Origin of the sequence: Pseudoduganella sp. UC29_106, assembly GCF_044055365.1 — a bacterium.
Taxonomy (GTDB): Bacteria; Pseudomonadota; Gammaproteobacteria; order Burkholderiales; family Burkholderiaceae_D; genus Rugamonas.
Map to the genome: position 1 here is coordinate 5,077,673 of NZ_CP171977.1, position 14,838 is coordinate 5,092,510.

Here is a 14,838-nt window from a genome sequence, read left to right on the forward strand (position 1 = left end):
AACTGCTATGAGTCGCACCGCAACAATTTCCCTAATTTTGGCGATGGCCGCATCCGGCCTCTCTAGCGCGCAGCAGCCCGGCAGCATGAAGGGCATGGAGAAGGACATGGACATGCAAAAATGCATGGCCATGAAGAACAGTGATATGAAGGGCATGAACATGAAGGATATGGACATGCAGAAATGTCAAGCAATGATGAATGAAAAAGGCGGCGTGCAGCACAAAGAAAGTACTAAGGCAATGAGCTACGAAGCCGAAGCCGTGGTGAAAGCGGTCGACCGATCCAAGGCGCGAGTAACGCTTGCCCATGAAGCTATCAAGAGTTTGAACTGGCCTGCCATGACGATGAAGTTCGGCGTCAAAGACAAGTCGTTGTACGAACGGCTTGCAGTCGGCAAGAAGGTTCATGTCGAGTTCACGAAGAACGGGCAAGACTATGTCGTCATTGCAGTAAATTGATAGCGTTGGCGGGCGCGGACTGAGCACGGTTGCTAAGTTGCCGTTGCATCCCTGGCGAAAATTGGCGAGGCACCCATGAATATTAATGGACGTTGGATTCCTATTGAGGTCGCCAATAGCATCCTGTTGCTCTGGGCGATCGAGGCAATGCTGATCGTTGTCTTGCTTCTTTGGCTCAGAGGTCAGAGGCGCCCGCCGCGCTCGAACCAAGACAAGAGTTTCTCGATGGCGTGCCGCAGGAAGTCCAACGCGCGCCGCAAACGTTGATTGCCCGGACGTCGACGCAATCACGGAAGTAAGAGTTTGCTGGAAGTGATGATCATGTGCAGCGTAAAGACGAAGGTTCGGCCCCCGTAGACGAACGGCATTTGCGAGCGCTTCCACAAGGCCATCCTGCAGAAGCTCTACCAAGTGGCGTTCCGGCGCAAGATCTATCGAACATCGACGAGCTGCAGGCGGACGTCGACGACTGGCTTGGCTACTACAGCAGAACAAGATGACCACCACCGAGCTGAAAAACCGCGACGGCAAATTCGTTTCGCCCAGCCTCGAATCCTTCCAGTCCGCTGCCGCCAATGCCGAGTGGAGCAAGGTCAAGGACTTCTAGCTGGGCGGCAGGGATCGTCTTCAAATACGGTTTATAAGCGTTAATGGCAATCACCCCGCCGTTCGCCACCAAGGCCGTAAGTTCTTCATCACTGAGACTGCGCGGGTGATTGATTAAACTCCGCACGCCAGAATGCGAGGCAGTCACAGGGGCACGAGATGCCGCAATCGTCTGGAGAGCAGCCGCTCGCGATAACTGCGAAATGTCGATCAAAATGCCGAGTTCATTTAGCCACTTGACGGCAGCCCGGCCGAGCGCAGACAGCCCTCCCCAAGTCTCACCAGGAAGCCCAGAAGGCCGCGACGAATCGGCAAGTGCGTTATTGCCTGCATGGACAAAGCCAAAAATGCGCCCCCTTCCCCGTAAAGTCGGTCAATCTGCGCCAGATTCGCACCAAGGAAATACGCGTTCAAGAAGCTTACGACGACGGCCAATTTTACTGAACGGTGAATTCGGAGGACATCATCTGGCGACAGCGCAATTTCCATCTGGTCTCGATTGCAGAGGGCACTCGTCTTGAGCGCACGTAGTTTGAGGTCGAGCTTGCCCTGTGCGTTGATATAGCCCTCAGGGGAAGATGGCCCCTACGGTACATAGAGCGCGATGGCGACGGCGCCAATGCCGCCGCGGCGGGCCTTGGGGAAGTCGAAACGCATGTCACCGTCCAGCCGTGGATCATGCCCGCCTGTGCTAAAGTCGAACGGAATATCAATATGCGGGTCGACGACCAAAGTCTGCGCATGGATTGCCTTGACTTCAGCCGTGATCGGTGCCGTCAGCATCGACTCAGCTTGGGCGAACGCGAATTGGTTTGCGGAAGCAAAGACTCCAGTGACGATCACAGACGCCACATAGCCGACTATTCTGCGGCGAACAAAACTCACGTGCATGGCATACCCTTACATAGTTGGACTGAAGCTGTTGGATGACAGGTATGTGCGATTGGCACGCTTCAGAAGACGGCCATCGGGCCGCACGCGTGGCCCCGCACCTTGTCTAGGAAAGCGCGCGTGCGGTCATTGCTCGGCTGGGCAAATATCTGTTCTGGCGGTCCCTGTTCAATGATCGAACCTGCATCCATAAACACCATACGGTCCGCTACCGCGCGTGCGAAACTCATTTCGTGCGTAACGCATAACATGGTGATGCCTTGAAGGGCGAGTTCACGCATGACGGTCAGGACTTCATTGACCATTTCCGGATCAAGCGCAGAAGTCGGCTCGTCGAAAAGCATGATTTCAGGCGCCATGCATAAGGCGCGCGCGATCGCCACGCGCTGCTGTTGCCCGCCAGACAGCTGTCCGGGAAACTTGGCCGCCTGCTCCGCGATGTGCACGCGCGCGAGCTGATGCATGGCCAGTTCGACGGCCTCAGCCGGCGCCAGTCCACGCACCAAGCGCGGGCCAAGCGTCAAGTTGTCAAGCACACTTAAGTGCGGAAACAGATTGAACTGCTGGAACACCATGCCGACCTTGCGCCGGATCCGCTCCACCTCGCGCCCCTGGCTATCGAGCGTGAGGTCGCCGACAGTGATCGTTCCCTGCTGAAAGGACTCCAGCCCGTTGATGCAGCGAATCAAGGTTGACTTGCCCGAACCGGAGGGGCCACATATGACAACCGTTTCGCCGGTCGAGATTTCGAGACTAATTTCTCGCAACACATGAAAATGTTGGCCATACCACTTGTTGATGCCGGTGAACCGAATGAGGGACTCAGACATTGAAACTCCTGCCGGACGAGGAAGGTCGAAAGCGTGATTCAAGAAAGCGGCTGTAGCGCGAGAGCGGGAAGCACAAGGCAAAATAGACAGCGCCGACGAACAAGTAGGCCTCGAGCGCGAACGGGCGCCAGGCGGGATCGGCCAGTGCGAACTGCAACGCGCCGGTCAAGTCCTGCAGACCAACCGCAACGACGAGCGAAGTGCTCTTCAGCGCGCCGATGAGGTTGTTGACGATGGCCGGCAACATGGTTCGCATCACCTGTGGCAGCACAATCCGGCCGCAAGTCTGCCAATAGCCAAAACCAAGAACAGCGGCCGCCTCATACTGGCCGGCAGGAATCGCCTGCAGACCGCCGCGCAAGACTTCGGCGAAATACGCCGCCTCGAACAGCGCCAGCGCGGCGAGCACCCGCGCCAGCGGAGACAATCCGGCGCCGGGCAGCAGCAAAGGCACCAGATAGGATGCCATGAACAGCACCGTGATCATCGGCACGCCGCGCAGACATTCGATGTACAGGGTGCAGGCGCGCCGCAATGCCGGGCTGCGGCCGGTTCGCCCGAGCGCTAGCAACGTACCAAGCAACAATCCGCCCGCGCAACCGATCACTGTCAGGAACAAGGTTAGCGGCAACCCGCCCCAACTTTGCACGTCAGTCTGGCCAGCAGTGGTCAATGCCGCAATCGCCGCGAGTCCGATCGACCAGACCGCGCCCAGCCAGCGCCGCCAGCAGGACGGCAGGCTGCTCAACGTCAGCAAGGTCAGTAACAAGCCTGCGGCAAGTGCGGCGTGCCAGCGCTGCTCGGGCGGCGTGCCGCCGAACAGAATGGCGCGGTAACCGTGCGCCACCACCCCCCAGCAGGCGGCACGATGATCAAGCGCCGCGCAGGCCGCGGCGTCCGGCGCGAACACGGCATCACCAACAGCCCAGTGGAACAGGCCGAACGCGCACCATGCCAGCAACGCGCACAAGGCCACCGTGAACAAGCGCATCGGGCTCATAAGCGCACCTGGAATTGCAGGCGACGGTTTATTCGCTGCATCAGTGTGGCGATGGCGAGGTTCAGTATCAGGAACACTACCATAATGATTGCGATGCATTCAATCGCCTGGCCGGTCTGGTTGATTGCGGTGTTCGCCACAGCGACCAGGTCGGGATAGCCGACTAGCACGCCGAGTGAAGAATTCTTCGCCAGATTCAGGTATTGACTGGCCAACGGTGGAATGGCGATGCGCCATGCCTGCGGCATTATCACGTGGCGCAATGCGTGGCTGCGCCCAAGCCCCAAGGTGATGCAGGCTTCCCATTGCCCGGCTGGCACTGCGCTCACTCCGGCGCGCACAATCTCGGCCACGTAGCTGGCCGCATACACGCCCAACCCAACTGCCAGTGCGAGAAATTCGGGCGAGAGAGCCAACCCACCGCTCACACTTAAGCCGTGCGGCGCCGGAACGCTGACCCATCCTTTCCACCAGTTCATGCAAGCCAGCGCCAACATCGCCGCGACGACAAGGCCTCCCACGACGAAACGCCTGCGTGACGCGGCATTTCGCAATGCCAGCACGGCGCTCGCCGCTAGCGCCATCAACAACGCTGCCAGCAGGCCCCAGCCGGCATCCCACAGCGGCCATGGCACCTGCAAGCCGCCCTTTGACAGAAACACACCGGACCACAGTTGCGTGGCCTGGTCGACGGCCGGTGGCAATTCCGTCAGCATCGCGTACCAGATCAACAGTTGCAAGGCGACCGGGAGGTTGCGCGCCAGTTCTACGTAGATGCCGCATAGGCGCCGCAACCCGGCCGACGGCGATACCAGCCCGAGTCCGATCGACACTCCCGCGACGGTGGCAAGCAAGCTGGCCGTAACAAACACGGTAAGTGAATTGAGCATGCCGGCCGCGAACGCACGCGCATAGCTATTGCTCGCGTCAAAGCGCAGCACGGATACGCCAAGGTCAAAACCGGCCTCGCTCCCGAGGAACGCAAAGCCGCTGCGAATCTGGTGCGCGGCCAGGCTGTTGGCTGTATGCTGAACAACCAAACCGATACCTAGCACTACTAGAGACGCCGGCAGTATCATTGCCAGCACGCGGCGCAAAGCAGTCAAATCCCTCATATTCCTATCCTGTCACGGTCAATCGATGGGCGGGGCGTACATCAAGCCGCCGTCGCGCCACTGCGCATTCAATCCGCGCGGCAGCCTTAGAGCCGAACCCGCCCCCAAATTGCGCCCGAATACTTCGCCATAGTTTCCAACTGCGCCCACGACCCGTGCCACCCATGGGCCGTCCACACCGGGAAGCCGCGCGTCGCCCAGCATATGCCGCAGCTGCGGATCGGCGGCGCCCGCCGTCATCGCCGTCACGTTGGCGCGCGTGACGCCCGCCTCTTCGGCCGCCACCAGCGCGAACAACACCCATTTCACGATGGCGAACCATTCGTCGTCACCACGCCGCACGAGTGGGCCCAGCGGCTCCTTGGACAGCACTTCGGGCAGGATCTGGTGAGCATCCGGGTCCGGCATCTTCGCGCGAATGCCAGACAGGTCGGACACATCGGAGGTATAAGCCTGGCAACGACCGGTACTGTAGGCCTTGACCGCGGCAGCAACGTTGTCGAACACAACCGGCGTGTAACGCAAGCGATGCTGGCGAAAGTAATTGGCCAGGTTCTTCTCGCTGGTACTACCTGCCGTCACGCAGACGTGAACACCATCGAGCTGCAAGGCACTGCGACGTTGCAATCGAACCGGGATCATGATGCCCTGCCCGTCGTAGTAGACGACGCCGGCGAATTGCAAGCCCAGCGCGGTATCGCGCGACAGCGTCCACGAGGTGATGCGCGATAGCATGTCGACCTCGCCCGCCTGCAGCACGGCAAAGCGGTTCTGCGAGGTCGTGGCGGTGAAGCGCACGCGCGCGGGGTCACCCAGCACGGCGGCCGCAACCGCACGGCAAACGTCGGTGTCCAACCCGCGCCAGTTACCGTCCGCATCGACCGTCGAAAAGCCCGGAGCCCCGCCGCTGACGCCACAATTGAGCACGCCGCGTGCCTTGACCGCCGCCAGCACGTGCTCGGCCTGCGCCAATGGCGACACGGCGCAGGCAAACAGCACAGCGATCAACAGCGGGCATCGAAACCGCTGTGTCATAGGGCCCCGTTCGCACGCAGGTAAGCGATGAGCGCGTCCGCGACGGTCTCCGCGGTGTGGTTGATGGTATCGGCGCGGCGCATATTGGCACCAAATTCGAGTTGCATGCTGTTCAGTCCGCCCGATTGGGTGATGCCGAAGGTGCGCACAATATTGCCGCCATTGAATCCCGGATTTTCCTTGCCCGACACCGTGGTCGGCTGAACATTCAAGCCACTCGCGATCATGCCAGAGATCAGCCCATTCGGCACAACATAGTAGGGCGCGTTGTCAGCCGTCAGGCCATCCTTGGTACCACGGAAGACCGCATCCTTGTCGGCGCTCTGACCGTGGATGTCGATCAGCATCGCACCTTGGCGACCACGAACCCGACCCACCGCCTGCCACAAGGCGCTGTAGTAGTGTTCGTAGACTGGCGCCACGGCCGGGCTCTCATATGCAGCATCGGCCGCGCGGTTGAAATCCACATACTTGCGGCTGACCTTGGCGCCGACCAGGTAGGCCCGTTTGCCGGTCTTGGCCATGAGGCGCGCCTGGATCGCAGCAGCCAGCTCGTTGACATGGTCATCGGTGACCTTGGTGCCGCCAGTGCGTACAGGCACGCCCGCAAACTCCACATCGCCGCCATGCGGCACCGACAGCACCAGCGGCAAGGCGCCCTCCTCGATCGTCAGATAGGCTGCATCGTCCGGCGTCTGGACTGGCTCGGGCGCTGCGCCGCCCCGGGCACTGACGCAGAGTAGCAGGCAAAACAGAACGGGCGCAAACATTTTCTTCTGGTAACTCATCTCTTCCTCCTTGTCCGAATGATTGTGTTCAGTACCCGACGGCCGCGCCGGCCGGCTGGCGCACGTCATGGGCACCGTAAATGTAGCCACGCCGCACCCGCCCCGATACCGCCGCGTCGTTGCCGGCGCTGGCCACGTCGGTAGAACTGTCTTCGGCCGGTGCCACGTAGATAAGCTCAGCGGAACCGCCTCCGCCCTCTTCGTGGAGAGGATGGCCCATGGCGGTCAGCAGCTTACGCGTATCCGGCGAGAAACCGCCGCGTTCGAACGAGACCTGGTCCGGAAACCACTGATGGTGAAAGCGCGGTGCATCGACGGCTTCCTGCGGCGCCATGCCGTGGTCGATCATGTTCAACGCCAGCTGCAGGGTGATGGTGATGATGCGCGAGCCGCCGGGCGAGCCCAGCAGCATGACCACCTTGCCGTCCTTCTTGACGATGGTCGGCGCCATCGATGACAATGGTCGCTTGCCGGGTGCGATCGCGTTGGCTGCGCCTTGCACCAGGCCGAACATATTCCGCGCCCCCTCCTTCACGGTGAAATCATCCATCTCGTTGTTCAGCACCACGCCGGTGCCCGGCGCCATCACCATCGCGCCAAAGCGGCCATTGATGGTATAGGTCGTCGAAACCGCATTGCCATCCTTGTCAATGACCGCGTAGTGCGTGGTCTCTGGCTTTTCATGCTGGGCGAAGACGGCGGGCAAGGCCGCCGAACGACTTGCCTTGTCCGGGTCAATGGTGGCACGTAGTTGGGCCGCGTAATCCTTGCTGAGCAAATGAGCGAGCGGGTTGTCGATAAAGTCCGGATCGCCCAGTGTGGCGTTGCGGTCACGATAGCCGTAGCGCATCGCCTCGGTCATCAAGTGTACGGATGCGGCCGAATGAAAGCCCAGCCCGCGCAAGTCGTACCCTTCGAGGATATTCAAGATCTGACACAGCGTGACGCCACCTGAGCTTGGTGGCGGCGCCGAGACAAATTCGTAGCCCCGGTAACTGCAATACAGCGGCTTTAGTTCGGCGATCGTATACTGGCCGAAGTCCGCTGCGGTGATGATGCCGCCGCCCGCCTGGGCCGCCCGCTCGACCGCCTGTGGCAGGCCACCTTTGTAAAACGCGTCCGGCCCGCGCCGCGCGATCGCTTCGAGCGTCGTGGCCAGATCCTTTTGCACAAGCCGGTCCCCCGGTTGCCAGCGCGAGCCGTCCGGACGCAGGAACACCCGCGCCATCGCCGGATCATTGCGAAAACCGTCCGCCTTGGTATCGAGTATGTCCGTGTCACCGCGCCGCAAGATGAAGCCTTCACGCGCGAGCTTGATCGCCGGCGCCATCACCTCCCGACGCGACAGCTTGCCATATTTACGCAGCGCCGCGTCCAGTCCCAGCACCGAGCCCGGCACGCCGACCGCGCTGTAACCGCGCAAGCTGGCGCCATCGACAACATTGCCGTTTGCATCCAGATACATCGCCGCGGAAGCTGCCGCTGGAGCGCGCTCACGGAAGTTGAAAAAAGTCTCACGCCCGTCGGCCAGGTGGATCGTCATGAAGCCGCCGCCACCGATATTGCCGCAACATGGATTGACCACCGCCTCGGCATAGCCCACGGCCACCGCCGCATCGACCGCATTTCCGCCCTTTTTCAGGATCTCGACGCCCACCTCGGATGCCAGGTGCTGGGCGCTGACCACCATGCCGTTGCGCGCCTCCACTGCCGGCGCTGACGCGCCATGCGCCATGCCGCCCGTGCCAGCGGCAACCACCAGCGTGGCCATTCCTATCCAATTCCGCTTACTCAATCTGCTCTCCCGTGAAAAAAATGGGGCGCGGCCCGCGCCGCGCCCCGTGTCATCAGAACTTGTAGCTCAGGCGCGCATACAGGAAGCGCCCGGCCCGGCCGAACGGCGAACGGTTCGAGTAAGGCGCAGCGCCGGTCGAATTGAGCGAGGCCGGCAGCATATCGGGATACACGTCGAACAAGTTGTCCGCACCAAATGCCAGGTTGATTTCCTTGCTGACGGCGTAGCGGCCCTCAAGGTTGACGATGACCTTGGGCGTCATCACAAAGTCGGTCGCCGCGGTGCTGCCGGCCGACAGGACTTCGCCATAGCGCGTCACGTTCAACGAACTGCCCCACTGCTGCCCCTTCCATTCGACCGTGGCGCTGAACTTGTTCTTCGGCTGACCGCGTTCCAGGCCGAGCACGTTCGAGCGGCCGAACAGGGTCGGTGCCGGGTTCAATGCGGCAAGTTGCGCGGTCACCGGCACGCGCAGCACTTCGGTCTTATTGTAGTTGCCCGCAAGCGTGAAGTCGAAACGGCCGGCCGAGACGGTCTTGAGCGGTACGTTCGCCACAATGTCGATGCCCTCGGTGCGGGTGTCGACGCCATTGATGAAGAAGCGTCCGCCCCCTACGCCCGTATAGCCTTTGCTTTCCAGGAACTGGCGGACATTCGTCTGGGTCAGGTTCTCTGACAACACGATTCGGTTGGTGATGTCGATACGATAGGCGTCGGCCGTCACGCTGACCGGGCCCAGGCGCAGCACCGTGCCAAGCGAGTAGTTGCGCGAGCGTTCAGCGTCGAGCGGCTTGGCACCCAGCGCGATCGCCACCGGGTCGGAAGGACGGAAGGTTGCGATGTTGAAGGCCGCGCCATCGATGAACGTCATCGAAGTGGAGGTATAGAACTGCTGCTGCGGCGACGGCGCGCGGAAGCCGTTCTGCACCGAGCCGCGCAGGGCAAGCATCGGCGAGAAATCGTAGCGTGCGGCCAGCTTGCCGGTCACGTTGTTGCCGAAGTCGGAGTAGTGTTCGCCGCGCATCGCCAGCGAGATCAGCAGCTGCGAGGTGAGCTTGGTTTCGAGATCGACAAAGGCGCCCATCGAATGACGCCCGCTATCGATCGCATTGTCCGGGGTGTAACCCGGGAATACCTGGGCGCCAGCCGGCGCCGGCGTGCCGCTCGCCAATTTCACCCCGCCATAGCGGTAGGAATCGGGTTCGCCCGCCCAGAGCGTGTAGTTCTCCTTGCGCAGCTCGGCGCCCAGCGCCACGTTGAGCGGCGCAGCAAAGACCGCCATCTCCACCGGATGCACGGCCGAGAAGTTCAGTGCCAGCTGTTCGTACGAAAAGCCGCCGGCGTCGAAATTGGTCTTGCTGGTCGGGCCGATCGATCGGTTCAGGCTGTTCTTGACCTCGAACGACATCTTGTTCTTGCCAAAGCCAATCGAGGCGTCGTAGTCCCAGCCACCCTCGCTCCAGCTGGTGCCGCCGGCCATGCTGTAATCGTCGACGGTCGGCGCGATGATCGGCATGTAGCCGTCGGGATAAATCGACAGAATGTTCTCATCCTGCAGCGGGCGGCGGAAAAAGCCTGCCGATTCTGACTCGCGGCGCTGATAGCTGGCCGAAGCGTACACCTTTCGCCCGCCGGCCATGATGGTACCGGCATTGGCAAAAAAGGTCGCCTGCCTCAGTTCCGGCTCGCCGTACCAGGTGTCGTAACGGTTGATGGTCAGCTCACGCGAATCAAAGGCTTTGTTCACCAGCGGATATTGCTGGCGTAGATCGAAACCGCTGCGCTCGGTGTGCTCCTGTTTCTTAAACTCGGCGGCCACCGTCAAGAAGCCATCCTCGCCCAGACTAAAGCCTTTCCAGCCGCCCACGGTCACGGTACCGCCATCGGTCCGGCTGCGGGTTTTAGGGATGTTCAGCGCCAGTCCAGCGGGCGGTGCGCCGGTGTTGAAGGCGTAGTCGGTCTTGCGCTCCCCGGCATTGACGAACATCGAGCCACCGCTGCGATTTTCGCGCAGGCGGAAGTTGATCACACCAGCAATTGCATCCGACCCGTACTGGGCGGCGGCGCCGTCGCGCAGCACTTCAACGCTGCCGATGATGGCCGAGGGGATCGTGTTCAAGTCAGCCGAAGCCGAGCCGCGTCCAACCGAACCATTGACATTCACCAGCGCCGCCGCATGACGGCGCTTCGAATTGACCAGTACCAGCACCTGATCGGGCGCCAGCCCGCGCAGGGTCACAGGCCGCACCGTATCGGTGGCGTCGGTCAGGCCCGGACGTGGAAAATTAAGCGCCGGCAGCGCGTTCGCTAGCGACTGGCTGACTTCGGTAACGCCCACGTTCCCGAGCGACTCCGCCGACACCACATCGACCGGCGAGGCGGTATCGAGCACCGACCGGTTCGACACCCGCGTACCCGTCACCACCACGGTGGCGGCAGGTGCGCCATCCGCCTTTGAGTCTTGCGCGCAGGCTGGACCGGCCGCGTACAATGAAGCAATCGTCAAAGCCAGCGCACGCAGACGAAGTACCCTTGGTTTCCCTTGCTGATTTCTGTTCATCATTCCCTCTTGGTTGGTTGACCGCATCACGCCGATACCGCATCGGCGTGTGCAGCTTTCTTCAGTGCTACGAAACCTTGGGCCAGGTCGGCCATGAGATCGGCGGGCGCTTCCAGGCCGATGTGCAAGCGGAAAGCTGGGCCGGTGTACTGCCAACGGCTCGCCTCGCGGCCACTGGCGCCATCGAACGGCATGATCAGGCTTTCGAAACCGCCCCAGGAAAAGCCCAGCGCAAACAGTTCGAGGCGGTCGACGAAGGCGCGCGCGGCGGTGTCGCCGCAGGGCTTGAGCACGATGCTGAACAGACCAGAAGCGCCGCGGAAATCGCGCTTCCAGAGCGCATGACCAGGGTCCCCTGGCAGCGCCGGATGGAGGACCCGCTCTACCTCGGGCCGCGCAGCCAGCCAGGACGCCACTTCCAGGGCGCTCTTCCAGTGGCGCTCCAGCCGCAGCGCCATTGTGCGCAAGCCGCGCTGCGCCAGGTAGAGGTCATCCGGGCCGGCGGTCTGTCCGATCGTCAGCACGTACTCGCGCAGCACCGGCCAGTGCTCGCGGTTGGCCGTGATCACGCCCAGCGTTGCATCGGAATGGCCGACGATGTATTTGGTTGCCGCCTGCACCGATACATCGACACCATGCTCGAACGGTTTGAAATACAAGGGCGTAGCCCAAGTGTTATCCATCACGACCAGGGCTCCGTGGCGGTGCGCGACATCGGCGATCGCCGGGATGTCCTGAATCTCAAAGGTTTGTGAGCCCGGCGACTCGACGACCACTAGCCGTGTGTTCGGCCGCATCAGCGCTTTGATGCCGGCGCCCACCAAGGGATCATAGAAGGTGGCAGCGACGCCGTAACGCGCCAGCACGGTCTTGACGAAATGGCGCGTTGGGCCATATACGGTGTCGCTGACGAGAATATGATCGTCGGCCTTGACGAAGGCGGAGATCGCGCTGGTGCAGGCCGCCAGCCCGGAAGGCAGCACCAGCGAGCGGTGGCCGCCTTCAAGCGCCGCAATCGCGTTTTGCAACGCGAAGGCGGTCGGAGTGCCCTTGCGGCCGTACCAGAGCACGTCGTCGCCGCGCAACATCGCCGCTTCGCGCTGCTCCATATCGGCCATGTCGCGGAAGGTGACGGTCGAGGCGTGATACACCGGCGGATTGACCACGCCGCCGTAGTCCGCAGGGTTGATCAGCTCATGACCGAGCGCGGTTTCGGGGTGCCTGAAGCGAGTAGAAGGATTTTCCATGTTTTCGATGAATTGGGCCAATAAGTGCTCAGTGTAAGACGGCGCGGCTAGAATCGGTTTGCAAAAATTTGCATTCTTTAAATTAGTATTAGAAAATAATACTCACAAATTCAACTTACATGGAACGAAATGAAATGGATAAGAAAGATCTTGAAATTTTATCGCTCCTCCAAGAGGATGCCTCCGCCCCGCTTGCCACTTTGGCCGAGGCCATCAACCTCTCCTCCACGCCGTGCTGGCGGCGCATCCAGAAGCTGCAAGAGGATGGCGTCATCCAGCGCCAGGTCGCTTTGTGCGATCCCGAACAGCTCAACCTTGGCCTCACCGCCTTCGTCGCGGTGCGCACCAACCTGCACAATCGCGAATGGACCGAACGCTTCGTCAGCGGCGCACGCGACATTCCGGAAATCATCGAGATCTATCGGATGAGCGGCGACATTGATTACATGCTCAAGGTGATGGTCCCCGACATCAGAGGCTACGACGAGGTCTACAAGAAACTCATCAAGGTGGTCGATCTGTTTGACGTCAGTTCGAGTTTCGCAATGGAAGTGGTCAAGCACACGACGGCACTTCCCTTGCATTACGCTCACATAAAGGGGTGACCGGATCCAATTCCCCCTCCCACTTGGCCACCACCGCGGTTGCAATGCTGTTGCCGATCACGTTGGTCGCCGAGCGTGCCATGTCGAGGAAGTGGTCAATACCGAGCAGAAGCAACAAGCCGGCTTCCGGTAGTTGAAACTGGTGCAGTGTCGCGGCAATCACGACCAGCGATGCGCGCGGTACACCGGCCATGCCCTTCGAGGTCAGCATGAGCATCAGCATCATGGTCAGTTGCTGTCCTGCCGACAAGGACATGCCGTAGGCCTGGGCGATGAACATGGTCGCGAAGGTGCAGTACATCATTGAACCATCCAGATTGAACGAATAGCCGATCGGCAGCACGAACGCGGCGATGCGGTTACTCACACCGCAGTGCTCCAGCCCTTCCAGTGTCTTCGGAAAAGCCGCCTCGCTCGACGCCGTGGAAAACGCCAGCAGCACTGGCCCGCGGATCTGCGCCAGCAAGGCCAATATGCGCCTACCCAAGATCATCGCGCCACCCGCAATCAAGATCACCCACAGCAGTACAATGCTGGCGAAAAACTCGAGCATGAACATGCCATAGGTCGCCATCACACCGATGCCACCGCGCGCGATCGTCGCCGCCACCGCAGCGAACACCGCCAACGGCGCGAACTGCATGATGTAACCAGTCATACGCAGCATCACCTGCGCCAGGCCTTCGACCGCGTCGATCAGAATCTTGCCCGGCTTGCCGACCGCGGCGGCAGCGCAGCCAAAGAAGATCGAAAACACGACGATCTGCAATATTTCGTTGCGTGCCATGCCATCTGCGATTGAGGTCGGCACCAGATGGGCGATGAATTCGGCAGCCGACAGGCTGGTTGCCGTCAGGCCCGTGGCGATGCCTACAGCGGGAACGTGGCCAACCAGCGCATCTCCGGGACGGAACAGGTTAACCATCAACAGACCGAGCGCGAGCGAGACCGCCGACGCCAATAGGAACCAGCTCATTGCCTTTAAGCCGATGCGGCCGATTTCGCTGGCACTTCCCATCTTTGCGATGCCCACGACCAGCGTGGCAAACACCAATGGCGCCAGAATCATCTTAATCAGACGCAAGAACAGTGTACTGACCAGGGTAAGATGCCCGGCGATTGCGACCGGATCGGCCATAAGCCGGTTACATGCATAACCGGCTGCCAGGCCGAGTACTAGGGCGACCATGATGTACAGGGTCAGTTTGTTCTGCTTGTTCATGCGGCGATCCTTCGACGTTGCGGATGGGGGAAGGTGCGGCCGTGGAACAGGTGCCAGCGATAATCCGGCAGGAGGAACGACATCGGCACGCAGCCGCTGCATCGGTAGTTGCAGCACTGCGGGGGCGCAGGCAGGCGGATTCCGCCAAGCCATTAGTTTAGCTGTGACGAATGAGCAAATGTTGCTATATTTCTCTCTGAATATCGTCATTATTAGAAAATATTACCCATTTAACCTTTCAAGGCCAGCGCGGCGAACCGAAGCTTTAGCCCCCTCCATTTCCGGATTCGCTTCCATATTTCGAATATACAAATATGGTCGTATCATCGAAGCAGGAGATAGATGTGAACACAACGGAGGCAATTAGCGCGCTCGCTGCGTTGGCTCAGGACTCACGGTTGGCGGTGTTTCGTTTGCTGGTGCAACTCAAGCCGGCTGGTATGGCCGCTACCAAGATCGCAGAACAACTCGGCGTGCTCCCCTCCTCGCTCTCCTTTCACCTGAAAGAGCTGACCCACGCGGGCTTGATCATCCCGCGCCAGGAAGGCCGCTTCGTCATCTACGCTGCAAATTTCGCAACCATGAATTGGCTGATCGCATTTCCGACCGACAGTTGCTGTGGCAACGTACCCTGCTCGCCGCCACTCCCTCAGGACCGCGCCAGCGACGCCACATTGGCTTGAC

At 60.9% G+C, this 14,838-nt stretch carries 13 protein-coding genes and 2 pseudogenes; 4 read left to right on the forward strand and 11 right to left on the reverse strand.

Annotated features, from left to right (window positions below):
- Positions 1 to 7: 7 nt before the first annotated feature.
- Positions 8 to 460 carry a copper-binding protein gene (locus tag ACHMW6_RS25450; protein ID WP_395400999.1) on the forward strand — a complete coding sequence of 151 codons (453 nt, stop codon included), beginning with the start codon at positions 8 to 10 and terminating at the stop codon, positions 458 to 460.
- Between the two features lie 330 nt (positions 461 to 790).
- A pseudogene (locus ACHMW6_RS25455) lies at positions 791 to 957 on the forward strand (integrase core domain-containing protein); the annotation flags it as partial.
- Between the two features lie 164 nt (positions 958 to 1,121).
- Here ACHMW6_RS25455 and ACHMW6_RS25460 read toward each other — a convergent pair.
- The 10 genes and pseudogenes from ACHMW6_RS25460 to metC all read right to left on the reverse strand — a co-directional run.
- A pseudogene (locus tag ACHMW6_RS25460) lies at positions 1,122 to 1,415 on the reverse strand (membrane dipeptidase); the annotation flags it as partial.
- A gap of 236 nt (positions 1,416 to 1,651) precedes the next feature.
- Positions 1,652 to 1,957, reverse strand: coding sequence for a hypothetical protein (locus ACHMW6_RS25465; protein ID WP_395401001.1), 306 nt, complete (start codon positions 1,955 to 1,957; stop codon positions 1,652 to 1,654).
- Positions 1,958 to 2,019: 62 nt separating this feature from the next.
- Positions 2,020 to 2,787, reverse strand: a complete 768-nt coding sequence (locus ACHMW6_RS25470) for an amino acid ABC transporter ATP-binding protein (RefSeq protein ID WP_395401003.1) — start codon at positions 2,785 to 2,787, stop codon at positions 2,020 to 2,022.
- Complete coding sequence (locus ACHMW6_RS25475; protein WP_395401005.1) at positions 2,780 to 3,787, reverse strand: amino acid ABC transporter permease; 1,008 nt, start codon at positions 3,785 to 3,787, stop codon at positions 2,780 to 2,782. Before ACHMW6_RS25475 ends, ACHMW6_RS25470 begins: the two co-directional genes overlap by 8 nt.
- Positions 3,784 to 4,902: an amino acid ABC transporter permease gene (locus ACHMW6_RS25480; RefSeq protein WP_395401007.1), complete on the reverse strand. Its 1,119-nt coding sequence runs from the start codon at positions 4,900 to 4,902 to the stop codon at positions 3,784 to 3,786. Before ACHMW6_RS25480 ends, ACHMW6_RS25475 begins: the two co-directional genes overlap by 4 nt.
- Positions 4,903 to 4,920: 18 nt before the next feature.
- Positions 4,921 to 5,901: an amino acid ABC transporter substrate-binding protein gene (locus ACHMW6_RS25485; RefSeq protein WP_395408709.1), complete on the reverse strand. Its 981-nt coding sequence runs from the start codon at positions 5,899 to 5,901 to the stop codon at positions 4,921 to 4,923.
- Positions 5,902 to 5,933: 32 nt separating this feature from the next.
- Positions 5,934 to 6,725, reverse strand: coding sequence for a hypothetical protein (locus ACHMW6_RS25490; protein ID WP_395401009.1), 792 nt, complete (start codon positions 6,723 to 6,725; stop codon positions 5,934 to 5,936).
- 28 nt (positions 6,726 to 6,753) lie between these two features.
- Positions 6,754 to 8,496 carry a gamma-glutamyltransferase gene (gene ggt / locus ACHMW6_RS25495; RefSeq protein ID WP_395401011.1) on the reverse strand — a complete coding sequence of 581 codons (1,743 nt, stop codon included), beginning with the start codon at positions 8,494 to 8,496 and terminating at the stop codon, positions 6,754 to 6,756.
- Positions 8,497 to 8,572: 76 nt separating this feature from the next.
- Positions 8,573 to 11,011 (reverse strand): TonB-dependent receptor plug domain-containing protein, encoded by a 2,439-nt coding sequence (locus ACHMW6_RS25500; RefSeq protein WP_395401013.1) that lies wholly within the window; start codon positions 11,009 to 11,011, stop codon positions 8,573 to 8,575.
- A gap of 95 nt (positions 11,012 to 11,106) precedes the next feature.
- A complete protein-coding gene (gene metC / locus ACHMW6_RS25505) occupies positions 11,107 to 12,327 on the reverse strand; it encodes a cystathionine beta-lyase (RefSeq protein ID WP_395401015.1) in 1,221 nt (406 codons plus the stop codon).
- Positions 12,328 to 12,461: 134 nt separating this feature from the next.
- On the opposite strand from metC, the gene ACHMW6_RS25510 reads away from it, so the two are divergent.
- Complete coding sequence (locus ACHMW6_RS25510; protein ID WP_395401017.1) at positions 12,462 to 12,932, forward strand: Lrp/AsnC family transcriptional regulator; 471 nt, start codon at positions 12,462 to 12,464, stop codon at positions 12,930 to 12,932.
- On the opposite strand, the gene ACHMW6_RS25515 is transcribed toward ACHMW6_RS25510, so the two are convergent.
- Entirely contained in the window at positions 12,883 to 14,154 is a 1,272-nt protein-coding gene (locus ACHMW6_RS25515) for a dicarboxylate/amino acid:cation symporter (RefSeq protein ID WP_395401019.1), read from the reverse strand. The two genes, ACHMW6_RS25510 and ACHMW6_RS25515, sit on opposite strands and share 50 nt — an antisense overlap.
- A 344-nt stretch (positions 14,155 to 14,498) precedes the next feature.
- On the opposite strand from ACHMW6_RS25515, the gene ACHMW6_RS25520 reads away from it, so the two are divergent.
- Positions 14,499 to 14,837, forward strand: coding sequence for an ArsR/SmtB family transcription factor (locus tag ACHMW6_RS25520; RefSeq protein WP_395401021.1), 339 nt, complete (start codon positions 14,499 to 14,501; stop codon positions 14,835 to 14,837).
- Position 14,838 lies beyond the last annotated feature (1 nt).